General features: G+C 55.7%; 20 protein-coding genes. 14 read left to right on the forward strand and 6 right to left on the reverse strand.

The genetic code is table 11. The features are described from left to right. Positions 1-14 precede the first annotated feature (14 nt). From QBD29_RS02570 to QBD29_RS02580, 3 genes are read right to left on the reverse strand one after another with little or no spacing between them, the layout of a single operon-like run. Positions 15-1,004, reverse strand: a complete 990-nt coding sequence (locus tag QBD29_RS02570; protein WP_280099766.1) for a KpsF/GutQ family sugar-phosphate isomerase — start codon at positions 1,002-1,004, stop codon at positions 15-17. Positions 1,005-1,033: 29 nt separating this feature from the next. Next, the gene (locus tag QBD29_RS02575) at positions 1,034-1,660 is read right to left on the reverse strand and encodes a glycosyltransferase family 29 protein (protein WP_280099767.1); all 627 of its coding nucleotides are present in this window, start codon (positions 1,658-1,660) and stop codon (positions 1,034-1,036) included. Beyond that, a complete protein-coding gene (locus QBD29_RS02580; protein ID WP_280099768.1) occupies positions 1,657-2,880 on the reverse strand; it encodes a glycosyltransferase N-terminal domain-containing protein in 1,224 nt (407 codons plus the stop codon). Before QBD29_RS02580 ends, QBD29_RS02575 begins: the two co-directional genes overlap by 4 nt. Positions 2,881-3,111: 231 nt before the next feature. On the opposite strand from QBD29_RS02580, the gene recQ reads away from it, so the two are divergent. From recQ to QBD29_RS02595, 3 genes are all read left to right on the forward strand, one after another. Further along, complete coding sequence (gene recQ, locus QBD29_RS02585; protein WP_280099769.1) at positions 3,112-5,169, forward strand: DNA helicase RecQ; 2,058 nt, start codon at positions 3,112-3,114, stop codon at positions 5,167-5,169. 90 nt (positions 5,170-5,259) lie between these two features. Beyond that, positions 5,260-6,024, forward strand: coding sequence for a peroxide stress protein YaaA (gene yaaA / locus QBD29_RS02590; RefSeq protein ID WP_280099770.1), 765 nt, complete (start codon positions 5,260-5,262; stop codon positions 6,022-6,024). Between the two features lie 87 nt (positions 6,025-6,111). Beyond that, positions 6,112-7,344, forward strand: coding sequence for an MFS transporter (locus QBD29_RS02595; RefSeq protein ID WP_280099771.1), 1,233 nt, complete (start codon positions 6,112-6,114; stop codon positions 7,342-7,344). Positions 7,345-7,353: 9 nt separating this feature from the next. Here the strand turns inward: QBD29_RS02595 and QBD29_RS02600 are convergent, their stop codons facing one another. Both QBD29_RS02600 and QBD29_RS02605 read right to left on the reverse strand, forming a co-directional pair. Then, positions 7,354-8,982, reverse strand: a complete 1,629-nt coding sequence (locus QBD29_RS02600; protein WP_347936184.1) for a DNA polymerase Y family protein — start codon at positions 8,980-8,982, stop codon at positions 7,354-7,356. A gap of 123 nt (positions 8,983-9,105) precedes the next feature. Next, positions 9,106-9,801: a Crp/Fnr family transcriptional regulator gene (locus tag QBD29_RS02605; protein WP_280099773.1), complete on the reverse strand. Its 696-nt coding sequence runs from the start codon at positions 9,799-9,801 to the stop codon at positions 9,106-9,108. Positions 9,802-9,963: 162 nt separating this feature from the next. Here QBD29_RS02605 and QBD29_RS02610 point away from each other — a divergent pair, with 162 nt between their 5' ends. The 6 genes from QBD29_RS02610 (at position 9,964) to QBD29_RS02635 (ending at position 17,489) form a co-directional block, all read left to right on the forward strand. Then, positions 9,964-10,536 carry an XRE family transcriptional regulator gene (locus QBD29_RS02610; RefSeq protein WP_280099774.1) on the forward strand — a complete coding sequence of 191 codons (573 nt, stop codon included), beginning with the start codon at positions 9,964-9,966 and terminating at the stop codon, positions 10,534-10,536. 11 nt (positions 10,537-10,547) lie between these two features. Further along, positions 10,548-10,931 carry a GFA family protein gene (locus QBD29_RS02615; protein ID WP_280099775.1) on the forward strand — a complete coding sequence of 128 codons (384 nt, stop codon included), beginning with the start codon at positions 10,548-10,550 and terminating at the stop codon, positions 10,929-10,931. Next, entirely contained in the window at positions 10,931-11,554 is a 624-nt protein-coding gene (locus QBD29_RS02620) for a LysE family translocator (RefSeq protein WP_280099776.1), read from the forward strand. Before QBD29_RS02615 ends, QBD29_RS02620 begins: the two co-directional genes overlap by 1 nt. 12 nt (positions 11,555-11,566) lie before the next feature. After that, the gene (locus tag QBD29_RS02625) at positions 11,567-14,011 is read left to right on the forward strand and encodes an FAD-dependent oxidoreductase (protein WP_280099777.1); all 2,445 of its coding nucleotides are present in this window, start codon (positions 11,567-11,569) and stop codon (positions 14,009-14,011) included. 87 nt (positions 14,012-14,098) lie between these two features. Further along, positions 14,099-14,974, forward strand: coding sequence for a homocysteine S-methyltransferase family protein (locus QBD29_RS02630; RefSeq protein WP_280099778.1), 876 nt, complete (start codon positions 14,099-14,101; stop codon positions 14,972-14,974). Positions 14,975-15,041: 67 nt separating this feature from the next. Beyond that, positions 15,042-17,489 (forward strand): FAD-dependent oxidoreductase, encoded by a 2,448-nt coding sequence (locus tag QBD29_RS02635; protein WP_280099779.1) that lies wholly within the window; start codon positions 15,042-15,044, stop codon positions 17,487-17,489. Here QBD29_RS02635 and QBD29_RS02640 read toward each other — a convergent pair. Next, positions 17,486-18,814 (reverse strand): FAD-dependent oxidoreductase, encoded by a 1,329-nt coding sequence (locus QBD29_RS02640; RefSeq protein WP_280099780.1) that lies wholly within the window; start codon positions 18,812-18,814, stop codon positions 17,486-17,488. The two genes, QBD29_RS02635 and QBD29_RS02640, sit on opposite strands and share 4 nt — an antisense overlap. A gap of 103 nt (positions 18,815-18,917) precedes the next feature. On the opposite strand from QBD29_RS02640, the gene QBD29_RS02645 reads away from it, so the two are divergent. The 5 genes from QBD29_RS02645 to nhaA all read left to right on the forward strand — a co-directional run bounded on the left by QBD29_RS02645 (position 18,918) and on the right by nhaA (position 23,468). Further along, positions 18,918-19,589: an RluA family pseudouridine synthase gene (locus QBD29_RS02645; RefSeq protein ID WP_280099781.1), complete on the forward strand. Its 672-nt coding sequence runs from the start codon at positions 18,918-18,920 to the stop codon at positions 19,587-19,589. Positions 19,590-19,628: 39 nt separating this feature from the next. Next, positions 19,629-20,399: a YHYH protein gene (locus QBD29_RS02650; protein ID WP_280099782.1), complete on the forward strand. Its 771-nt coding sequence runs from the start codon at positions 19,629-19,631 to the stop codon at positions 20,397-20,399. Positions 20,400-20,450: 51 nt separating this feature from the next. After that, positions 20,451-21,602: a succinyl-diaminopimelate desuccinylase gene (dapE, locus tag QBD29_RS02655; protein WP_280099783.1), complete on the forward strand. Its 1,152-nt coding sequence runs from the start codon at positions 20,451-20,453 to the stop codon at positions 21,600-21,602. Then, positions 21,599-22,189 (forward strand): TIGR04282 family arsenosugar biosynthesis glycosyltransferase, encoded by a 591-nt coding sequence (locus QBD29_RS02660; protein WP_280099784.1) that lies wholly within the window; start codon positions 21,599-21,601, stop codon positions 22,187-22,189. The genes dapE and QBD29_RS02660 overlap by 4 nt, the downstream gene beginning before the upstream one ends. A gap of 97 nt (positions 22,190-22,286) precedes the next feature. Continuing rightward, positions 22,287-23,468: a Na+/H+ antiporter NhaA gene (gene nhaA, locus QBD29_RS02665; RefSeq protein ID WP_280099785.1), complete on the forward strand. Its 1,182-nt coding sequence runs from the start codon at positions 22,287-22,289 to the stop codon at positions 23,466-23,468. The last annotated feature ends 3 nt before the right edge of the window (positions 23,469-23,471 follow it).

A 23,471-nucleotide genomic window follows, 5' to 3' on the forward strand; every position in this document is an offset into this window, starting at 1 on the left:
ACAGGGCCATTGTGTTAGGCGACGCCGAGGGTAAGCAATTGCATCAGGGTCACAACGCCAACGGGTTTGTCGTTTTCGATGACAAAAGCCGCCGAGATTTTGTTGCTTTGTAATACGTGCAGGGCACGGGCGCTGAGTCGCTCGGGTTCCAAAAAGATGGAGCCGGGCGTCATCAAAGATCGCGCATGGGTTTCCCACATGGCGTCTTTCATGGAGCCGTCTGAGTTGGCTTCGAGATAGCGGCGAATGTCGCCATCGGTGATCACCCCTTGCAAGGCGCCTGCGTCATCTGTCACGCCGACAATGCCCAAGGTTTTACGGGAAATTTCGCCCACGACTTCGATCACTGGGGCGTCGGTGTGGACCAAGGGGATATTGTCGCCTTTGAACATAATATCGCTGACAGGGGTGAGGGCCGCGCCGAGTTTGCCCCCTGGATGAAAATCGCGGAAGCTTTCTTCGGTGAAGCCTTTCATTTTCAAGAGGGTGATGGCGAGCGCGTCACCAACGGCCAACTGCATGAGCGTGGATGTGGTGGGGGCAAGATTGTGCGGGCAGGCTTCTTTGGCTTTGGGCAAGACCAGCGGGGCATCAGATGATTTGGCCAATGTGCTGTTTGCGCCGCCCGTAATGGAAATCACGGGAACGCCAAAGCGGCGGGCATAAGACAGGATATCAGAGAGCTCTTTGGTTTCGCCTGACCAACTGAGCAAGAGGACCACATCGTTGGTGTGGATCATGCCAAGATCGCCGTGGCTGGCCTCGGCCGGGTGAACGAAATAGGCGGGGGTTCCTGTGGAGGAAAAGGTCGCGGCGAGCTTGCGGCCGATGAGCCCGCTTTTGCCAACCCCTGCCACGATCAAACGGCCCTGCATTTCGGAGATCAGGCCAAGTGCGCGGTCCAGCGCGGCGGACAACTCGGGTGTGGAGAGCGCGGATTTCACCGCCTCCAACCCGTGAAGATTGGTGTCGATTACGTCAGCGATAGATGTGCGTTGGTCCATGGTGGCCTCTTTGAAGTGTCCCTGACGGGTTAATTGGTCTGGCCATGCAGCACAACCCTTGGGTCGTTTTGCATCAGGGTGGTGACAAACTGTTTTTCGGCGGCAAAGTCGTGGGGCACTTGGTTTGCGGTGCGCCGCCCAGATAAGGATAGGCTGGCAAAGAAATCAAAGCCGAAGAGGTGGATGGCACTTGCGTTTGATTGAGCCGCGAGGTTGATCAGCATCGCACCTGTGGTTGGGGGTGCGCCAAGGGTTTTTGCCATATCATCCCAATCGGATTTTGGATGCAGGTAAAACCCGTTCGCGCTGGCAAGGCGGTGGCGCACGCGTTTGCGTTTTTTGGCCATCCATAACAGGCGTTTTGGGGCGCGATCCGTGATGATGGATTGGGCAACAGGCATACCAAGGCCGAGCCATGTGGTTTTTGTTCCGTGGCTTTCAGCGCTGGGCAAAGGGGCGGCGTGCATGCGGATGATGATGTCGCACGCGTCGATGGCCGCGCCGTGCATTTGGTTCGTGAGGCTGCGCGCGTTGCCCACGACCGCGACGGATTTGCCGTTGAGTTCGGACATCAAGGTTTCTTGGCTGGTGGAGAATTGTTGCAAGAACAAATCGCCGCGCAGGATGCGGTTTATGGCAAAAAAGGTGGCGTTCATGACGGACGCTCCATCGCGGTGATGATTTGGTCAAACAGCGCAGTTGGGTTTTCAATGGGGGGGAATGTTGCACGCGCGTTTTGGGCGAGGGTTTCGGCGGTGGTTAACGCTGTGCGCAGGTCGGATGCCAGTGTTTGGGGTGTGGTCAGTTGGCAGGCGTTTGCTGTGGATAGGGCTGTGTACTCTGCCGTGAAGTTATCGGTCATGGTTCCCGTGACAATCGCGCTGTTGGCGCGGATCGGTTCATAGGGCGTATGGCCGCCGATATCGGGCACGATGGAGCCGCCGACAAAAGTGACGGCGGCCAATGCGTAAAGCTCTGGCAATTGGCCGAGCGTGTGAGCGATGCTGATAGATGTGTCCGCAGGATCGCCGAGAGGTTTGGGATTATGCCCTGCGGATTTTGCCAGTGCTGTAATGTCAGGGGCGCGGTGCGGGTGACGTGGCGCGATGATGAGTTTTAGAGATGGATCAGTTTTGGACAGTTCGGTGAAGGCCGCGATGATCGGCTCATCTTCGCCTTCGTGCGTGGATGCGGCGAGGATTGTTTTGGCGCGGTCAAATTGTGAAACCAATGCAGGGTCTGTGCTGGGCAGGCTGACCAAAGATTTGAAATTCGGCAATGTTGTCACGAATTTGGATGGATCGAGCAGGGTGCGAAACCGTTCAGCCGACTGTTCGTTTTGTGCAAAAATTGCTGTGAAATGATGCAACCCCGTGGACGTGCCGAGTTTGGCAAAACGCTTGGCTGACGTGGCCGACATGCGGGCGTTTAATCCGATACAGGGAATGCCGCGTGCGCCGAGGGCGGCAAAACGGTTCGGCCAAACCTCGGTTTCGATGTTGGCGAATGCGACGGGCTGCCAGTGGTTTAGAAACCGTTTGAGGATCGAAGGGATATCGAGCGGTGCGGCCTGTAGGATTGCGGGCACGTCATCCCAATGTTTCGCAACGTCGAGCGCATTGGGATTGTTGGTGGTGATCAACAGGCGGTGATCGGGTTTTGCGGCGGCGAGGTGGCGCAGAAACGGGCGCACGGCGGACAATTCCCCAAGGGAGGCGGCGTGAATCCAGATAACAGATTGAGGCGGCTTGGCCTGTGTGGCGTGGCCCAATCGATTGTGTGCCACATCGCGGGATATGGCCCCGCCAAGGCGTTGCACATGGACCCAGATGCGCAGGGGCAGGGCGGCCATCAGTGTAAGAAAACGGATCAGCAACGCGCAGCAACCCCAGTGGAAAACCTGCCCCGTTGTTGCTGATATCGGACGGCTTTGTAAAGAGTTATGCGTTTGGGTGCGGCGTGGCGTGGATGCGCCGATGGAGATGGAGGTGTGGTGAGGTGGTGGTTATGGGGTGGAATTGGGTGGCGAAAAGGACCGTTGTCACGGGTTGTTAACCCTTCAGCAACCTGTCAAACCTATGCCAACAGAGCAGACATAAAAAGTAAGATGTTGGACGATCAGAACGCCCCTTTAAAGCTGTTGTCAGAGGTGTTTGGCCATGCGGATTTCCGCGATGGGCAGCGCGATATCGTGGATGCGGTGATTGCAGGGGAAAACACGCTGGCGATTATGCCGACAGGGGGCGGGAAGTCGTTGTGCTTTCAATTGCCTGCGCTGTGTATTGACGGTGTGACGGTGGTGATTTCGCCGTTGATTGCGCTGATGCGGGATCAGGTGCGGGCGCTGAATGCGTTTGGGGTTGCGGCGGGGTCGCTGTCTTCTGGGAATACCGAAGAAGAAACCGAAGAGGTGTTTCAGGCGCTGGATGAAGGGCGGCTAAAGCTGCTTTACATCGCGCCAGAGCGGTTGGCGAACCCTGGCACAGTGATGTTGCTGCGCAAAGTAAACACGCGGTTGATCGCGGTGGATGAGGCCCATTGCGTGAGCCAATGGGGCCATGATTTCCGCCCCGATTATCTGCGCATCGGGGCGTTGCGTGATGATTTGGGTGTGCCGTTGGCGGCGTTTACGGCCACGGCAGATGCGGAAACCCGCGAAGAAATCGTGCAGCGGTTGTTTGGCGGAGTTCCACCATCGACGTTTTTGCAAGGGTTTGATCGGCCCAACATTCATCTGGCCTTTGCCCCCAAAAACAGCCCGCGCAAACAGTTGTTGGATTTTGTCGCGGCGCGCAAAGGGCAATCGGGCATTGTGTATTGTTCATCGCGCAATAAATGCGAAACGCTGGCCACGGCACTGCGCGAGGCGGGGCATTCGGCGCTGCATTATCATGCGGGTATGGAAAAGGATGATCGGCGGTTGGCGGAAACGCGGTTTCAGCGTGAAGATGGGCTGATCGTCGTGGCCACAATTGCGTTTGGCATGGGTGTGGACAAGCCCGATATTCGCTGGGTGGCGCACGCGGATTTGCCCAAGTCGATGGAGAGCTATTACCAAGAGATTGGCCGTGCTGGTCGCGATGGTGCGCCTGCGGATACGCTTACGCTGTATGGGGCGGATGATGTGCGCCTTCGTCGTGCGCAGATCGACGAAGGGCTGGCCCCAGCGGATCGCAAAGAGGCGGATCATGGGCGGTTGAATGCGTTGTTGGGTTTGGCCGAAGCGCGGCGGTGTCGGCGGCGCGTATTGTTGCGGTACTTCGGGGATGACATTGAAAGCTGTGGCAATTGCGATTTATGCGCCAACCCCCCAAGCGTTTTTGACGGGACCGAAGCGGTGCGCAAAGCATTGTCAGCGGTGCTGCGCACAGGGGAGTATTTTGGTGCGGGGCATTTGATTGATGTGCTGCGCGGAACCATGACCGACCGTATCAAACAACGTGGCCATAATGATTTGCCCACGTTTGGGATTGGTCAGGAATATGACAAATCGGAGTGGCAGGGGATTTTCCGCCAGATGATGGGGTATGATCTGATCCGCCCTGATATGGAACGGCATGGCGCATTTCGGATGACCCAACGGGCGCGGCCGATTTTGCGCGGCGAAGAGAGCATTGAACTGCGCAAAGATACGGTGGTGAAATCCCGTGGTGGGCGGACCCGTGTTAAGGCCATGGTGGCCCAAGAGGATGAGCCTTTGTTGTCTGCATTAAAAGCGAAGCGCCGCGCGTTGGCTGAAGACATGCAAGCGCCCGCCTATGTGGTGTTTCCTGATGCGACCCTGATTGCAATGGCGACAGAGCGGCCCAAGGACATTGACGGGTTTGCCAAATTGCCTGGCGTGGGTGCCGTGAAATTGGAGCGCTACGCCGCGCCATTTTTGGAAGTGATCAACGGTGCCACGGAAGAGGTACACCCCGCACGGCGCAAATTGGCGGGCCGAGATGCGGGGGAGTTGTTTGATCGATTGCAAGCGGCGCAAGTGCGTCTTGCCCATGGGGAAAGCGGGCTTGATACATTTTTGAACTGTTCAAATTCGACGCTGGCCAAGATCGCGCAGGCCAAGCCTGACAGTGTGGATGCGCTTGAACGTATTGGCGGTGTGGGCCCTGCGAAGGCAGCGCGATTTGGGGCTGCGTTTTTAGAGGAAATCGCGGCGGAGTAGGCCGCGAATTTGTGATGACCTGCGCCTGTTTTTCACATGGAGGTCCGCAGATAAATACCCTACAAAGTTCAAAAGATTTGGAGGCGTATCATGCTGGCAGTTCTGTCCCCTGCGAAAAAATTGAATTTTGATGAAACGCCAGATGGGTTGATCGAAACCTTTCCTGACTATCAAGAAGATGCCAATCGGCTGTCGCGGATTGCCAAAAAGCTCAGCGTGTCCGAGTTGCGCGATCTGATGAAAATTTCCGAAGATTTGGCGCAATTGAACCGCAAGCGGTTCCAAAGTTTTGCCAAAGAATCCACGCAAACGAACTCTAAGCAGGCGATGCTGGCTTTTGCAGGGGATACCTATGTTGGGTTGGATGCAGAAACGATGGATGCCGCCCAACAGGCCTATGCGCAGGATCATTTGCGTATTCTAAGCGGGCTTTATGGGGTGTTGCGCCCGATGGATCGGATTCAGCCGTATCGGTTGGAAATGGGCAGCCGTCTTGCCAACAAAGAAGGGCCGACGTTGTATGCGTATTGGGGGACAAAGCTGGCTCAGGCCATGGACGAAGCATCGGGTGGGGCACCTGTGGTGAATTGTGCCAGCACGGAATATTTCAAAGCGGCCAATCAAAAGGCAATGAAATCCCCCGTGATCACACCGTCCTTTAAAGAGGACAAAGACGGCGAGCTGAAGATGATCGGCTTTTTCGCGAAACGAGCACGGGGTGCGATGGCGCGGTACATGATTGAAAACCGTGTTGAGACCGTTGAGGGGCTGAAAGATTTTGATGTGGATGGATATAAATTCCAGCCGAAATTATCTGATGAAGCAACGCTGACGTTTACGCGCAAAGCGGCCTAGTGAATTGTTCTACTGTTTTTAAAAACATTTAACATGCTCAACTATAAGTGGTTGACATGACTTGAAAAACAACAGCAATAGAACCTCATGTCATTGCTCGCGAAGAACCGTAATTATCGGCTTTTGTTTTCAGCTTCTGCTATATCCAATCTTGGGGATGGCGTATCTGCATTGGCGTTTCCTTGGCTGGCTTCGCTGATTACGCGTGACCCCTTTATGATTGCAACTGTTGCGTTTGCTACGCGACTGCCGTGGTTGTTGTTCACGCTGCCTGCGGGGGTGATTACGGATCGGGGGGATCGCCAACGGTTGATGGTGATGGCCGATTTGTTGCGTCTGTTGTTAACGGCAGGTGTGGTGGCGTTGATTGTTTCTTTGCCCGATCTGCCGCCACCGTCGGGTGCGGGGTGGTATATTCTGGCCTTGTCTGGTTTGGCGTTTCTGCTCGGTTCTGCCGAAGTTGTGCGCGATAATGCGGCGCAGACGGCATTGCCGTCAGTGGTGGAATCCAATGATCTGGAACGGGCGAACGGCCAGATGTGGAGCATCGAGCAAATCATGGGCAGTTTCGTAGGCCCGCCTTTGGCTGGTTTTCTGATCGCTTATGCGGTGCCTGCGCCATTTGCGCTGGATGCGATAACATTTGCGCTGGCGGCGTGGGTGGTTTGGTTGATCACTGTGCCGCCGCGCCGTGCGCCCGTCAAACGCAGCCTGTATGAGGAAGCCAAAGAAGGGTTTGTTTGGCTGTGGCAGCATCCAAAGTTGCTGCGTTTGGCGGTAATGCTTGGGTTTTCTAACATGCTGTCGATCATGGCGCTGACGATTTTGGTGCTGTTTTCGCAAGAGATTTTGAACTTGTCTGGCTTTGGCCATGGCTTGCTGCTGACAGCAGGGGCAGCGGGTGGTGTTGTGGGGGGCATCGTGTGCCCCGCGATTGCCCAACGTCTGGGGGCAGAGCGCAGTTTGCACATGGTTTTGTTGCTGTTCCCCACGATGTTTGTGGTCATTTATCTGACATCAAATGTTTGGGTGGTGGCCATCGCACTGTTCATTGAAATGTTCGCCGCTTTGTTGTGGAATGTGGTGACGGTGTCGTATCGGCAGCGGCTGATTCCAGATGATTTGCTAGGACGCGTGAACAGTATCTATCGGTTCTTTGGCTGGGGCTTGATGCCTGTGGGGGCATTGCTGGCGGGGGCTGTTGTGGCCCTTGCGGAACCGAGCCTGGGGCGTGAATTGGCGTTGCGGTTGCCTTATGCTTTGGCGGGCGGTGTTGCGATTATGTTGGCGGTTTACGGGTTTGCGCGGTTGCGTCTGTAACGCGGTGCTTTAGCCAAAATCCCCATGACAGAACCAACCGCCCGAATATTCGCGGGTTTTGGTTTCAAACAACCACAATCGTTCCCCTGTTTTGGTTTCAATGCGCCAGTAATCCCGTGTGCCCCCGCGCCAGTTTGGGTCGTCCAGCCACCATTCAGGTGACAGACGTTCAGGGCCCGTGGCGGTGTGAGTGTGAAATTCGCGCCGTCGCCAGCGAAAGCATCGTGGCGGGGCAGAGGGTGTTTCGCCCGCGTCTTGGATGGTGACGATTTCGGGTTGGAACAGGGTGATTGGACGGCGCAGCGGGGATTGGGGCCAATCGGTTGCAGGCGCACAATAGGCGGCGGCCATACGTGTTGCGGTTTTTTCGGGGATGTGGCTGTCGGCAGGGTGCAGGCGGGTGATGTTTTCCAGCCCAATGCGTGCGCCCAGCCGCCCCATCAGATCGGCCATGCTGTTGCCGCCGTCGCGCAATTTGCGCGCGGTTTCCACCGCATCGGCGTGCCCTTTGTGTTGAATATTCGTCAAAGGTTCGGTCACGCAGGCCTCTAGCCGAAGGGTATCAATGCCAAAGCCAGGGTCGAGATCGGGCAGGCGCAGCAACAAAAGCGGGCGCATGCGGTCTGGGTCGTGGTTGGGGCGGGCCAAGCCCACTTCGATGATTTGCGTGGTGTGGTCTGTGCGAAAACACCACAGCCGCAGTTGCCGTGCCCCGCGCCCTGCTTTGCGCAGGCGATCACAGAGTGGGGGGAGCAGGCGATCAATGCCCGCGCGAATGTCTTCGTCGAGCCCAATGGGATCGGGCAGGGACAGGCGGGCGGCAAAATGATGGGTGCGTCGTGCGGGGGAAATGGGTTCTGGGTCTGCGCCCAGCGCCTGATCCAGCCGCAACACCACATCACGGCCAAAACGGCGCACAAGGGAGGCGCGGGGTAGGCCGATCAGATCCGCGATGATGCGCACACCCAAACGGTTGAGGTTGGTACAGGTGTCGCGCGGCAGGCGTAGGGCGGCCACGGGCAGGGGGGATAGGGCAGCGCGGGTTTGGCCCGCTGGAGCAATGGTGGGGGCGTTTGTGTCACCGTTCAATCGTGCGGGGGCTGATCCGCCCCGTTCCCAATTGCGCCGTTTAAAGGCGCGGGATCGTGTGGCGCGGGCTTCTTGTTCGATGGCATCCCCTGAGCGATGGGCCTGTGCCGCCTGTCCTGCAAACCTGGCCAGCGCCCAAGCCGCACCAGGAGTATCGGCAATGCCGAGCAATCCTGTCAGGCGCAGGTGCAACAAATCTTGGGCAATGGCATCTGCCAGCCCCGTTTCCCCGCCAAACAGATGCGCGCATCCCGTGATATCAAGGAGAAGGGAGGCTGGAGATTCTTCGGCCACCCAAGGGGAATATTTCCCTGCCCAGCGGCGCAATCCAGCCAGAAATCCCGCCTCTTGCAATGGGTTTTCGGGGGCGGTCATCAGGTTGGGGCAAAAGGCGCGGGCATCAGACAGGGATTGGCCAACGGCCAACCCTTGGGCGCTGGCCTCTGCTGAGAGGCACGCCAAAGACAGGGCATTGCCGTCTTGTGCGACAATGGCGAATGGGTTGAGAATGGCCCCCCGATGGCTGCGCAGAACACGTTCTGCGGCCAAGTGGGGGAACCAAATGGAAAGAATTCGACGTGATGGCATGACAGATAAGTTACAAATGTTCCCTATTTGTTCTTATCAAGATTCGCATGCCAGAGTCGAGCCTGTTTTTGACAGAGGGCAGGATCAGGGTGCAGCGGTTTCCATGTAGGATTCGAATTTTTCGATGCTGGGGATGTGCAAGCTACGTTTGATGCGGAAGGCGACGCCTGCTTTGCGCATTCGGCCCATTTCGCGTGCCACGCTTTCACGGGATGAAAACACCACAGATGCCATTTGTGACTGGGTTGGGGGGCGGTCGATGATGACCTCGTCTGCGTCCCCTGCGCGGCTTTTGGCGAGACTCAGGATTTCGCTGCGCAAACGTTGATCGGCGGTTTTGGCATTAAAATCCACCACCCGTTTAGACAGCCGACGCAGGTGGCCGATCATCAACATCAATAAGGCGTAACTGACGTCTGGGTTGGTTTTCACAACGGCGCGGAATTGTTCGGCGGACAGGCGTGCCACGAGGCTTTCTTTTTCGGCGACCACGTCAGAGGAGCGGGGAGCTTCGTCCAGTGCCGAAAATTCGCCGATACAATCGCCGTTGGAAAAGGACAGAAACGACACTTCGCGCCCTGCATCGGTGTAAATCGTGGCGCGCACGGTTCCATCAATGACAAAGAACACGTCACTGCTATCGCTGTCTTCGGCTGAAATTATCAGTGTTCGCGGGGCGTATTTGCGCACGCTCCAAAGGGAGGACAGTTGTTCCCATGATTGATCGTCTATGCGGCCGAGGAACGTTTGGTGTGGAAACGTTAGTTCATTGCGCAGCATCTTATACTCCCCCCGTCGTATTAGCCCTACGGGGATAGATTTAGCGGAGTTCCCAAGAAAAAGCACGAAATCCGCAAAAAAACTTTGCCGAGGTCGTTTTTAGACTTGCTTTGATGAAATAATCTGTGAAATTTTCATGATAAATTTCACGCATGGAGAATCATGCCAGACACATCGACATATCTATCTGCATCCCTTGGGGCGGATTTGCGGGCATTGCGCAAAGCGCGCCATGTGACGTTGGTGGATTTGGCGGACACATGTGGAAAATCCGTTGGCTGGTTGAGCCAAGTGGAGCGCGATATTTCTCATCCTTCTATCGAAGAGCTGAAAACGCTGGCGCAGGCGTTAGACGTTTCCGTGTCGATCTTTTTCGGGCAAGCGCCAGCGGTCCCTGAAGAAGAAGGGTATGTGGTGCGGTCACAGGCGCGCCGACGTGTTGGGGCTGGGGACAACGGGTTGGTCGAGGAATTGTTGTCGCCTGATTTGACCGATGATTTTGAGATGTTTCATTCTACGTTTGAAGCAGGCGCAGAGATGACGAAATTCGAAACCCGCCCAACCCAAGAGGTGGCTTATCTGATTTCGGGGAAATTACGGTTGTGGGTTGGTGCGCGTCAGTTTGATGTGGAACCAGGCGACAGTTTTCGCATTCGCGGAGAGGCCTATCGCTGGGCCAATCCATGGGACGAAGATGCAAAGGCGATCTGGGTGATCGCCCCGCCTGTGTATTAAGGGAGCTGGAAATGAACAAAGGATCCTGTTTGTGCGGTGCTGTGCAATACCAGTTGGAAGGGCCATTGCGCCCGTCCGTGGCGTGTCATTGCACGCAATGTCGCAAAACCAGCGGGCATTATTGGAGCGCGACACAGGTGCCAACGGAAAAGTTCACCATCACCAAAGACGATGGTTTGAAGTGGTTCCGATCATCCGACACCGCACGGCGCGGGTTTTGCACCGACTGCGGCAGTTCTATGTTTTGGCAGTTGGACGGTGAGGATGCGACATCTGTAGCGTCTGGAACGTTAGACGGGCCAACGGGCATCACGACAGAGCAGCACATTTTTGTGGCGGACAAGGGTGATTATTACGACATCGAAGAGGGTGTCGAGAAGGTTGCGCAATACTGATGTGGGATGTTCTGACCAATTTTGACCCTGCTGTGCTGATCGCGTTTATTGGCGCAGGGTTGTTGTTGAACATCACGCCCGGTGCGGATTTCGTGTTCGTGTCGGCATCAGGCATTTCGGGTGGGCCGCGTGTTGGCATGGCTGCGGCGCTGGGCATCAATTTGGGCGTTGGGGTGCATATTGTTATGGCGGCTGCGGGGGTTTCTGCGGCGCTGATTGCGTATCCTGCGGCCTATAGTCTGATCAAATATGCGGGGGCGACGTATTTGGTTTTCTTGGCGGTTCAAGCGTGGCGATCCACAGGTGAAATTGGCGAAGGCCATGCAGCCACGCGATTGCTGCCTGCGGTGAAACGTGGGTTTTTAACCAATATTCTGAACCCGAAAACGGCGCTGTTCATATTCGCGTTTATTCCGCAATTCACCGATCCCGCCATTGGCCCGATCTGGATGCAAATCCTGATCCTTGGCGCACTTTTTTTGCTGTTTGGCTTTGCCTTCAGCCTGTCACTCGGCGTGGCTGCGGGGGTGTTTTCAAATGCCCTGCGTGCCCGCGTCAAAACTTTAAACAAAATAACTGCACTTTTGTTTGGCGGCTTGGCTGCGAAACTCGTGCTCGACTAAAGGGAGACTCTGATGTCTGAATTACCAACAACGGCCCGCGTGGTCATCATCGGTGGGGGTGTCGTGGGCACTTCCACGCTGTATCATCTGGCCAAAGCGGGCTGGAAAGACTGTATCCTGCTGGAAAAGAACGAGTTGACCGCGGGGTCAACGTGGCACGCGGCTGGCAATGTTCCGAACTTTGCGGGCAGCTGGGCCGTTATGAACATGCAGCGGTATGGTGCTGCGATGTATCGTACGCTGGGCGACGATGTAGATTATCCGATGAACTATCACGTGACGGGTGCGCTGCGATTGGCGCATTCTAAAGAGCGGATGCAGGAATTCGAAAAAGTTGCTGGCATGGGCCGCTATCAAGGTTTGCAGATGGATATTTGCACGCCTGCGGAACTGAAAGAATTGAACCCGTTCATTGAAACACACGATTTGGCGGGTGGTTTGTGGGATCCGCTGGATGGGGATATCGACCCTGCGCAGTTGACCCAAGCGCTTGCCAAAGGCGCGCGAGATGCGGGTGGCCGCATTGAACGCTTCTGCCCTGTGATCGACGTTGAAAAAGACGGCGATGAGTGGGTGGTAAAGACAGAAAAAGGCGACATTCGCTGCGAAAAGATCGTGAACTGTGCGGGCTATTACGCACAGCGCGTGGGCGAGATGTTCAAGAAACATGGCGGCCGCACAGTGCCGATGGTTGTGATGTCGCACCAGTATTTCCTGACCGAGCCGATTGCAGAGCTGGAAGCCTGGACCAAAGAAAACGGTCGTAAGATGCCAATGATCCGCGACGTGGATTCATCCTATTACCTGCGGCAGGAAAAGACGGGCCTGAACCTCGGCCCGTATGAGCGGAACTGTAAGGCGCATTGGGTGACGCCTGATGATCCGATGCCAGAGGATTTCAGCTTCCAGCTGTACCCAGATGATCTGGAGCGGTTGGAGTGGTACATTGAGGATGCGATGGAGCGTCTGCCATTGTTGGGGACAGCTGGCGTTGGCCGCAACATCAACGGCCCGATCCCGTATGCGCCTGATGGGTTGCCTATGATCGGCCCAATGCCAGGTGTGAAGAATGCGTTTGAAGGGCATTCCTTTACCTTTGGGATCGCCCAAGGTGGTGGTGCAGGTAAGGTGCTGTCCGAATGGATCATGCACGGCGAAACAGAAGACGACATGTGGGCCGTCGATCCGCGTCGTTACACCGATTATACCGACCATGATCACTGTTTGGCCAAAGCGCTGGAAACATACGGCCACGAATACGCCATGCACTTCCCGCATTACGAATGGCCCGCCGGGCGCGACAAAAAACTGTCGCCGAACCACGACAAGGTCAAAGAGCTTGGCGGTGTTATGGGCGCGTTTAACGGTTGGGAGCGGGCCTGTTGGTTTGCCAAAGACGGGGATGATACTTCGCTGGAAAGCACCGAGACTTGGGGTCGTGAAGGGCCGTGGAAAATCCGTGTGCAAGAAGAATGCGAAGCGGTGCGCGATGCCTGTGGTGTTCTGGACCTGCCAGGGTTTTCACGGTTCTGGATCCAAGGGGAAGGCGCCGATGATTGGCTGCGTGGCTTTGTAACGGGTGGCATCCCGAAAGCGGGGCGCATGAACCTCGTTTATGTGTCTGACAGCCGAGGGCGTATCCTGACCGAACTGTCCTGTATCCGTTTGGAAGAGAACAACTTCATCTTGATCACGGCCGCCACAGCGCAATGGCATGACGGGGACATGATCCGCAATGCCGTGCCAGAAGGTGTGACCGTTCGTGAAACAACAACCGAGCGAGATACGCTGATTGTGACGGGTCCAAAATCGCGTGAAGTTCTGTCTGGCATCACTGATGCGGATTTGGATGCAGGTTGGTTGACCCATCAACGGGCCACAGTTGCAGGACAAAAAGCGTTTTTGATCCGTGTGTCCTTTGCGGGTGAGCTCGGCTGGGAAATCCATGCTGAGAATGAATATATGCCGCCGATTTATGACGCTGTTTTGGCCGCTGGGGCCAAACCGTTTGGCATGTATGCACTGGACAGCTTGCGGATCGAGAAGGGCTATCGTGCGTGGAAAGGTGATTTGTCTACGGATTACTCCTTGCTGGAAGGTGGCTTGGAGCGCTTTGTGAAGCTGGACAAACCGTTCGACTTTACTGGTAAGGCGGCGATCCAAAATGAAAAGCAACAGGGCCGCAAGCGGGCGTTTGTGACGCTGATCGTGGACAGCGATTTCGCTGATGCGCCGTATATGTCCACGATCTGGAATGGCGACAAGGTTGTGGGTGAAACCACGTCTGGGGCGTGGGGCTTCCGTGTGAATGCCTCTGTTGCGCTGGGCATGGTGCAGGTTGATCTGGCCGAGCCTGGAACCGAGTTGGAAGTGGAAATCTTTGGCAAGCGTTGCAAAGCGGTTGTGCAAAAAGATGAAGCACTTTGGGATCCAACCAACGAGCGTATCCGCGCCTGATAGGACTGGCCCTGGAGCAACTCCGGGGCTGTTCGCAAAACAAAAAAGGCCCCGCATCAGGTGCGGGGCAGTTTGAGAGAGAAACAGATGCCAGAGATTACCATTCTTGATGGCGGTATGGGCCAAGAGTTGATTGCGCGGGCCCCCGAAGGACCCACGCCGTTGTGGGCCACGCAGGTGATGATGGATCATCCTGATATCGTGCGCGATATTCATGGGGACTATTTCGCTGCGGGTGCGGATGTTGCCACGGCGAACACCTATGCGGTGTTGCGGGATCGTTTGGCCAACAATGGGATCGAAGATCAGTTCGAAGCCCTGCACCAGAAAGGGCAAGAAATTGCACGGGCGGCGCGGGATGCACATGGGGCTGGCAAGGTTGCCAGTTCGCTAGGGCCGTTGGGGGCGAGTTATCGTCCTGACTTGGCGCCAGAAGTGGACGTGTCCGCGCAAGCCTATGCCGAGATTGTGGCGTTGCATGATGCGCATGTAGATTTGCACATCATTGAAACCGCGTCTGGTTTGAAATTGGCTGAAGGGGCGTTGGCGGGCTGTGTCGATGCGACAAAGCCTGTTTGGATTGCACTGTCGGTGGATGATGCGGATGGCACGAAACTGCGGTCTGGCAATGCGTTGAAAGATGCGTTGCCGCTGCTCGATAATTACGCGCCTGCGGCGGTGTTGATCAACTGTTCCACACCAGAGGCCGTGTCCCAAGCCCTGCCGATTATTGGTGCGCATGGTTTGCCCTTTGGGGCCTATGCCAATGGGTTCACCAAAATTTCGGATGCGTTCAAAGTGGTCAATCAGGTGGTTGATACTTTGAAGGCCCGCTCGGATTTGGGGCCAGAAGCTTATGCTGATTTTGCAGAAGACTGGGCCGAGATGGGAGCGACCATCATTGGCGGATGTTGCGAAGTTGGGCCTGCCCATATCGCAGAATTGAAACGGAGATTTGGGTGACGCCATCGGCGATAACACCCGTTCACAACTGACAACTGCGCAAGGGCGCAAACACAGAGGTAAAAACATGACAAACGTACCAAGCCAAGCGCGAGTGGTGATTGTAGGTGGTGGTGTGATCGGCTGTTCGGTGGCCTATCACCTGACGAAACTGGGTTGGAAAGACGTGGTTTTGTTGGAGCGTAAACAGCTGACGTCCGGCACGACGTGGCATGCGGCGGGGCTGATTGCGCAGTTGCGTGCGACGGCGAACATGACGAAGCTGGCGAAGTATTCACAGGAACTTTACGGCAATCTGGAAGCGGAAACGGGCGTGGCCACAGGGTTTAAACGCTGTGGTTCCATCACGGTTGCGCTGACCGAAGAACGCAAAGAAGAGATTTTCCGTCAGGCGACCATGGCGCGCGCGTTCGGGGTCGAGGTGGAAGAGATTTCGCCAACCGAAGTGAAAGAGCGTTACGAGCATCTGAACATCGATGGTGTGACCGCTGGCGTGTGGTTGCCCCTTGATGGGCAGGGCGATCCTGCGAACATCGCGCTGGCACTGGCCAAAGGTGCGCGCAACGGCGGCGCCAAGGTGATTGAGCGCACCAAGGTAACGGGCATAGCAAAAGAGGGCCGCAAGGTCACGGGTGTCGATTGGATCGACGAAAACGGCGAAGCTGGGCACACAAAGGCCGACATGGTGGTGAACTGTGGCGGTATGTGGGGCCATGAAGTGGGCCGTATGGCGGGCGTGAATGTGCCGCTGCATGCCTGTGAGCACTTCTACATCGTGACGGAAGCGATTGAAGGTCTAACCCAGATGCCTGTGCTGCGGGTTCCTGATGAATGTGCGTATTACAAGGAAGACGCTGGCAAGTTCCTTTTGGGTGCGTTTGAACCGAATGCAAAGCCATGGGCCATGAACGGCATTCCTGACAATTTTGAATTTGACCAACTGCCAGAGGATTTCGATCACTTCGAGCCGATTTTGGAAGCGGCCTGTGAACGTTTGCCGATGTTGGCAGAGGCGGGGATTCACACGTTCTTTAACGGGCCAGAATCTTTTACGCCTGATGATGCGTATCATCTGGGTCTTGCGCCTGAGATGGATAACTTTTGGGTGGCGGCTGGGTTTAATTCCATCGGTATTCAGTCCGCTGGTGGCGCAGGTATGGCGCTGGCGCAGTGGATGGATGAGGGGCAAAAGCCGTTCGATCTGGGCGATGTAGACATCAGCCGAATGCAGCCGTTTCAGGGCAACAAGACCTATTTGTTTGAACGGTCCAAGGAAACGCTGGGTCTGCTCTACGCCGATCATTTTCCCTATCGCCAAAAGGCAACGGCGCGGGGTGTGCGGCGCACGCCGTTCCATCATCACTTTCTGGAACGCGGCGCGGTGATGGGCGAGATTGCAGGTTGGGAACGGGCCAACTGGTTTGCCCGTGAAAACCAAGAAGCCGAGTATCAGTACAGCTGGCAGCGTCAGAACTTTTTCGACAATGTGCGCGAAGAGCATATGGCTGTGCGTCAGAATGTTGGCATGTATGACATGTCGTCGTTTGGCAAAATCCGTGTGGAAGGACGCGATGCCGAAGCGTTCATGAACTATATCGGTGGGGGCGATTATTCGGTGCCTGTAGGCAAGATCGTTTACACGCAATTCCTCAACAATCGGGCGGGAATTGAATCGGATGTAACTGTCACACGCATGTCGGAAACCGCATATTTGGTGGTGACACCTGCGGCGACCCGTCTGGCGGATCAGGTTTGGATGGAGCGCAATCGGGGTGATTACAATGTGGTGATCACCGATGTGACAGCTGGCGAAGGTGTGCTGGCGGTGATGGGCCCACGGTCGCGCGAATTGTTGCAAGCAGTCAGCCCGAACGATTTTTCAAACGAGGTGAACCCGTTTGGTACAGCCCAAGAAATTGAGATTGGCATGGGATTGGCGCGGGTCCACCGCGTGACCTATGTGGGCGAGCTTGGCTGGGAAGTGTATGTTTCTGCGGATCAATGTGGCCATGTGTTTGAAACGCTGGCCGAGGCTGGTTTCGATTTCGGTATGCGCCTGTGCGGGATGCACATGATGGACACGTGTCGTATCGAAAAAGGTTTCCGCCACTTTGGCCATGATATCACCTGCGAAGATCATGTTCTGGAAGCGGGGCTCGGTTTTGCGGTGAAAACCGATAAGCCAGAATTCATCGGGCGCGATGCCGTACTGCGCAAGAAAGAGGCGGGCCTGAGCCAGCGTTTGTTGCAGTTTAAGCTGAAGGATTCAGAGCCGCTGTTGTATCACAACGAAGCCGTCATTCGCGATGGTGAGGTGATCGGGTATCTGTCGTCTGGTGGGTATGGCCACCACGAAGGCGCAGCGATGGGCATGGGCTATGTGCCTTGCGAAGGCGAGGCGCTGGCGGATGTTTTGGCATCGAACTATCAGATCGAAGTGGCGGGCGTGCGTGTGGATGCAGAGGTATCCAGCAAGCCGTTTTACGATCCAAAGGGTGAGCGAGCGAAAGCCTAGGCCAACAAAGCACTCACTGTGGCGGCGGCGCGCAAACCTTCTTTGTGCGCCCCCGAAACCGTTCCTTGCTCGCCGATGCTGGTGGCTTCACCCGCAAGGAAAATACGGTTCGCGATGGGGGTGCGCAGGGCGCTGCGGGTGTTTGCTTTGCCAGGAATAGTGCCGGAGTAAGAGCCGAGAACCGTTGGTTCATACCCCCAGCGGGAGGCGTGGCCTTTGATAAAGCCGTTTTTGATGTCGTGGCCGAAAACATCGCTCATTTCTGACAGCGCAAAGTCGATCATTGCCTGTTCCCCTTGGGATTCGAGCCAGTGGCCAAATCCGCCGCCGATTTCGAAATAACACAGCCCTGTGCCACCTGAATTGGTGAGGACTGCGCCGCCTTTGGGGCTGCCGTTATGGCGTTCTGTCAGGTGATAGCCGACCCAAGTGTCCGCTGGTGTGTCGATGGTGCCGTGACTGAATTGCAGCGCGATGTGGTTGTAGCTGCCAAGGGTGATATCGGAAATGGCCGACACCAGTGCGCTGTCCATTTTTGGACGAATGTCCAATGTGCCGCTGGCAAGAACACCTTGGGACACGGTGAGGATCATGGCCTTGGCACGGATAGGGCCACCGCTGGTTTGCACGGTGACGGTATCACGATCTGCGTCGATGGATGTGACGGTGGTGTTTAGCGTTACAGGCACATCCGCCCAGTGATGCGCGACCAGCGTGCCAAACCCTTGTTTGCAAAACCAGTCTTCGCCTTCTTCAGCAATGTACCAATCCAGATCGGACACGTTTTCCAAATCCCGCGCCATGGACAAGGAGCCGATCATGGCTTCGCTGGTGAGGGTCCATTCGGTTTGGGGCTGTCTGATATAGGTTGCGACGCGGTCGTTGCCTGCTTGAGCAGAGTCAAACAAGGCTTTGAACATGCGGGCGTGTTCGGTTTCAAGCGCGATGGTGTCAGTGGGATTTAGCGGTTTGCCCTTGTAATAGGCCTGCATGTCGTCTGGCTGTTTATACATCGTGAACCCGTGGGATTTTCCGATATCCACAAACGGGTTGAGCGCGATGTGATGCAGCCAATGTGCGCCAAGATCATAGGGCACGCCAAAGGTTGTGGTGTCGGTAAACACCCGCCCGCCAATGCGATCCATGGCTTCGATACAGACCACTGAATGCCCCGCACGCATCACCGCATCTGTGGCGGCCAATCCTGCTGCCCCTGCGCCAATGACGATAACGTCTGTGTCCGTGGTTTTTGCTGTTGTGCCCGTACCGACCAGCGCGGCGGTGGCCAAAGCGGAGTGTGTGAGTGTGCGTCGGGTCATTGTCATGAGGCATCTTTGCATGGGTCCAACAGGAGCTTAGCTGGGGTCATGTCATATTGCCAGCGGTGGTCTGCTTTCCCTTTCGGAGCAATCCCGTTAAGTCAGCCCTATGCGTCAGCCGTTTGTATATACGCCGCCCACAGGGCCGATTGTCATATTGCATGAAACCGATACGGTTTTGTTTGTGGACAAGCCTGCTGGATTGTTGTCCGTGCCAGGGCGTTTGCCCGAACACAGGGACAGTTTGCTGGGGCGGCTAGAGGCGCAAATGCCCAACATTCGCCTAGTCCATCGGTTGGATATGGACACGTCTGGCGTGATGGTTTTTGCGAAATCAGATCAGGCACAGCGCGACATAAATCGGCAATTTGAACAACGTAGTGTGCGCAAAACCTATTTGGCTGAAGTGTCGGGGCAGATCGCTGATGCGGGAACCGTTGATTTGCCGTTGATGGCCGATTGGCCAAATCGTCCACTGCAAAAAGTAGATGCTGCGGGTAAGCCATCTGTCACCCATTGGCGGGTGCTGGCGCGGCGGGACCAAAGTTGCATTGTAGAACTGACGCCCGAAACAGGTCGCAGTCATCAGCTGAGGGTTCATATGGCAGCGCAGGGGCACGCGATTGTAGGGGATGTGTTTTACGCCAGCTCAGATGTGGCGGCGCGGTCTGATCGGTTGATGTTACATGCGCATTGTTTGGGTTTAAAGATGCCAGGTGACGATGCGGTTTTTAGTGTCTCAGCGTCGTGTGAATTTTTTGCGACGGAACAGATACCGTGATCCCGTATCACGCGCGTAAAACCATAGCAGGGACAGATCATGAAAAAATCACTTACCATAACAACGTCAATTTTTGCTTTTGCCGCGCTCACTTTGATTTTGGCCGGAGCCTCTAAGCCCAATCGTGTGTCCATAAAAGTAAAAGGGGATGAACGGTGTATTACGTCAAACGGATCGCCTAATCACGCCATTGGGCAGTTTCCAAACAAGGGCAATCCACACCGATTTAAAGCGCGCAAAGTATCGCTTTGCATGGATGCTACACCTGCATTGACAGGGCGCACCGAAACCCGTGTTCCCATGTCGGGTGTAACGCTTACGGGTATTATCATCCGCCCGGGGACCGCGGATTGGTATGATGCCAGCAAACCGCGTGGTCACAGCCGCAACCGTGCCTCTGGTTGGAACCTAGAGGCGATGGGCAGTTCTGAAAAACTGGGGCTTGATGCGAACAATGCGCATGTGGATCATCGCGGCGTGTATCATTATCATGGGATGCCAACGGCACTCATCAACATCAACGGAAGCTCATTGATGGGATATGCGGCGGATGGATTTGAAATTCACTATGTCGGGAGCAAGGCTACATCGTCTTATGTGCTGAAATCTGGGACGCGGTCAACGGCCCCAAGGGGGCGTTATGATGGCTCTTATGTTGAGGACTGGCGTTTTGCCAAGGGTGCGGGAAATTTGGACGAATGCAATGGTGGCATGGTGAATGGTCGCTACGTCTATTTTGCTACGGACAGCTATCCGTTCTTTCCGCGCTGTTTCAAAGGCACGGTGAGCCGTGATTTTACGCGCCGCTGACTTGCGGCGGGGGATGGGGCGCGTTACCTCTGGCGGCAAAGGAGCTTTGCCATGTCACATACCCCGATTGATGCCGAACGCCTGACCGCTGATTTGATTAAATGTGCCTCCGTTACGCCCACCGAAGGCGGGGCGTTGGTGCTGTTGGAGCAGGTGTTGTCGGACGCTGGCTTTGTCTGCACGCGCGTTGATCGCGGTGACGTTTCAAACCTGTTTGCCCGCTGGGGGCAGGGGGCCAATGGGCGCACGTTTGGGTTCAACGGGCATACGGATGTTGTCCCTGTGGGCGATGAAGATGCGTGGACGGTGGACCCGTTCGGAGCTGAGGTCAAAGATGGTTTCATGTACGGTCGCGGCGCGACAGATATGAAATCGGGCGTTGCGGCGTTTGCGGCGGCGGCCATTGATTTTGTGAAAATGACACCGCCTGATGGGTCGATTGTTTTGGCGATCACAGGGGATGAAGAGGGTGTCGCGGTGGATGGTACGGTTGCGCTGCTCGACTGGATGGATGCGAACAACGAACGGATGGATCATTGTTTGGTGGGGGAGCCAACAAGCCCGAACACCATGGGTGAAATGATGAAGATCGGGCGACGTGGGTCCATGACCGCGTATTTCACGGCAACGGGGGTGCAGGGGCATTCGGCCTATCCGCATCGCGCGAAAAACCCGCTGCCAGCGATGGCGCAGTTGATGGCCACCTTGGCGGCCCATGAACTGGACGAAGGGACGGAGCATTTTGATCCATCGACGTTGGCGGTGACAACGATTGATACGGGCAACCCTGCCAATAATGTGATCCCAGCGCAGTGTCGTGCAACGGTGAATATTCGGTTCAATGATACTTGGACATCGGATGCGTTGATCAATTGGTTGACCCGCGAAATGCAGGGTGTGGCCAGCCTGTTTGATATCGAAATTGATATGAAAACGCAGGTCAGCGGCGAGAGCTTTTTCACGCCACCTGGTGAATTGTCCGCACTGATTGGTAAAGCGGTGAAGGCGGAAACGGGGGTTCAGCCAGAGCTGTCCACAACGGGTGGCACATCGGATGCGCGGTTTGTGAAAAACCACTGTCCTGTGGTGGAGTTTGGGCTGGTTGGGAAGACCATGCACCAAGTGGACGAACGGGTTGAGGTGGCGCAGATTCATCAGCTGAAGGCGATCTATTCGCGCATTCTGGCCGATTATTTCGCGTGAGGCGTCAGCTTTACATCATGGTGAAAGAACCCCATCCAGGCCGTGTGAAAACGCGGCTGGGGCGGGATTTGGGCCTGACCCGTGCGGCGTGGTGGTTTCGCCATCAAACACGCCGCCTGATCCGTACTTTGGCGCGTGATCCGCGCTGGGATACTGTATTCGCAGTTTCCCCAGATATCGAAGGCTTGCAAAGCCGCGTTTGGCCTGCAGGAGTTATGCGACAGCCCCAAGGCACAGGAAATTTGGGTGATCGGATGGCGCGGATTTTTCGATCTGCCCCCAGTGGTCCCGTGGTGATTATTGGTGCGGATATTCCAGATGTGACCCCGCGTCTGATTGCCAAAGCCTTTGCCGCGCTTGGGGATCATGATGCGGTTTTTGGGCCCGCGCCTGACGGTGGGTTCTGGTTGATTGGGTTGAAGAACACAAAGCCCGCGCCCCGAGATCTGTTCAAAGATGTGCGCTGGAGCAGTGAATATGCTCTAGGTGATACGCTGAAAACGCTGGGGCATTTTCGGGTGGCGCAGATTGATACGTTGCAGGACATCGACACGATTGATGATCTAAATACCACAGGGACTGTGTAAATTTGTCTCATACATAAGTAATTTAGTCATAAATAACTTGAAGCGGGCAGAAGCGCCCTAATTAAGGTTCTAATGAACGCCAAAAATAGGAGAGATTATGGCTACGCGCGTATTTGGGATGTCAGCAGAGGTCGCGGGGGGTGTTGCCCTTGCGATGGGTGCTTTGCTTGGACTGTTCTTTGAAAATGTTGGTTTTCTTGCGCCCATTTATGATGCGTTGCTGAACCTGAAAACAACGGTGGCCATTGGGGATTTCAAAATTTCGAAGCCCTTGTTGTTGTGGATCAACGACGGTTTGATGGCGATCTTTTTCTTCCTCGTGGCGTTAGAAATCAAACGTGAAGTTATTCGCGGGGCTCTGTCCACATGGTCGCGTGCGGCGCTGCCTGTGTATGGCGCGGTTGGGGGCATTGTGTTTCCCGCGCTGATCTTTATCGGCATCGTTGGTATCGACAGTGCAGAGGCGAACGGGTGGGCCATTCCGGCGGCCACCGACATCGCGTTTGCGCTGGGCGTGTTGGCGTTGCTGGGAAATCGTGTTCCGTCTGAGCTGAAAACGTTTTTGTTGGCGCTGGCGGTTGTGGATGACTTGGCCGCGATCATGATTATTGCGGTTTTCTTTACATCATCCTTGTCGATGTATGCGTTGACCATTGCGGCCATGGCGCTGGCAGGGTTGGTGATTTTGAACCGTTCAGGCGTCACAAAAGGTGCGCCTTATATTATTCTTGGTTTGATCCTTTGGGCATCGGTTCTGAAATCTGGCGTTCACGCAACACTGGCGGGTGTGGCGCTCGGTTTTGCGATTCCGCTGGCGCCTGGCAAAGATGGCCGTTCGTTGTTGCAGGACTATGAACATGCGTTGCACCCTTGGGTAGCGTTTATGATTATGCCTGTGTTTGCCTTTGCCAACGCGGGCGTGCCCCTGTTCGGCTTTAGCTGGTCTGACCTGTGGCAGCCGTTGCCGCTTGGCATTGCGGCTGGCTTGTTCATCGGTAAGCAAGTCGGTGTGTTTGGCGTTGCGTGGGTGGCGATCAAAACTGGTTTGGCGATTAAGCCTGACAGCATCACCTATCGCAAACTGTATGGGGCATCGCTGTTGGCAGGTATCGGTTTCACCATGTCGCTGTTTATCGGTGGCCTTGCGTTCGAAGATGTGGAGCATCAGAACCTTGTCCGTTTGGGCGTTCTGGTTGGGTCCATCTTGTCTGGTGTGCTGGGTGCCATCGTCTTGGCCTATAGCCGCGAAAACGCCAAAGTAACGGTGAGCGAGGCGTAAATT

The sequence above is a fragment of the Amylibacter sp. IMCC11727 genome, assembly GCF_029854195.1.
Classification (GTDB): domain Bacteria; phylum Pseudomonadota; class Alphaproteobacteria; order Rhodobacterales; family Rhodobacteraceae; genus Amylibacter.

Bases quoted from the DNA above. Each gene is read 5' to 3' on its own strand.
- QBD29_RS02645 (WP_280099781.1), top strand. From the start codon at position 18,918: ATGCGTCAGCCGTTTGTATATACGCCGCCCACAGGGCCGATTGTCATA.
- yaaA (WP_280099770.1), top strand. From the start codon at position 5,260: ATGCTGGCAGTTCTGTCCCCTGCGAAAAAATTGAATTTTGATGAAACG.
- QBD29_RS02610 (WP_280099774.1), top strand. From the start codon at position 9,964: ATGCCAGACACATCGACATATCTATCTGCATCCCTTGGGGCGGATTTG.
- QBD29_RS02615 (WP_280099775.1), top strand. From the start codon at position 10,548: ATGAACAAAGGATCCTGTTTGTGCGGTGCTGTGCAATACCAGTTGGAA.
- QBD29_RS02605 (WP_280099773.1), bottom strand. From the start codon at position 9,801: ATGCTGCGCAATGAACTAACGTTTCCACACCAAACGTTCCTCGGCCGC.
- QBD29_RS02650 (WP_280099782.1), top strand. From the start codon at position 19,629: ATGAAAAAATCACTTACCATAACAACGTCAATTTTTGCTTTTGCCGCG.
- QBD29_RS02640 (WP_280099780.1), bottom strand. From the start codon at position 18,814: ATGACAATGACCCGACGCACACTCACACACTCCGCTTTGGCCACCGCC.
- QBD29_RS02570 (WP_280099766.1), bottom strand. From the start codon at position 1,004: ATGGACCAACGCACATCTATCGCTGACGTAATCGACACCAATCTTCAC.
- QBD29_RS02635 (WP_280099779.1), top strand. From the start codon at position 15,042: ATGACAAACGTACCAAGCCAAGCGCGAGTGGTGATTGTAGGTGGTGGT.
- recQ (WP_280099769.1), top strand. From the start codon at position 3,112: ATGTTGGACGATCAGAACGCCCCTTTAAAGCTGTTGTCAGAGGTGTTT.
- QBD29_RS02630 (WP_280099778.1), top strand. From the start codon at position 14,099: ATGCCAGAGATTACCATTCTTGATGGCGGTATGGGCCAAGAGTTGATT.
- QBD29_RS02595 (WP_280099771.1), top strand. From the start codon at position 6,112: ATGTCATTGCTCGCGAAGAACCGTAATTATCGGCTTTTGTTTTCAGCT.
- QBD29_RS02620 (WP_280099776.1), top strand. From the start codon at position 10,931: ATGTGGGATGTTCTGACCAATTTTGACCCTGCTGTGCTGATCGCGTTT.
- QBD29_RS02575 (WP_280099767.1), bottom strand. From the start codon at position 1,660: ATGAACGCCACCTTTTTTGCCATAAACCGCATCCTGCGCGGCGATTTG.
- dapE (WP_280099783.1), top strand. From the start codon at position 20,451: ATGTCACATACCCCGATTGATGCCGAACGCCTGACCGCTGATTTGATT.
- QBD29_RS02625 (WP_280099777.1), top strand. From the start codon at position 11,567: ATGTCTGAATTACCAACAACGGCCCGCGTGGTCATCATCGGTGGGGGT.
- nhaA (WP_280099785.1), top strand. From the start codon at position 22,287: ATGGCTACGCGCGTATTTGGGATGTCAGCAGAGGTCGCGGGGGGTGTT.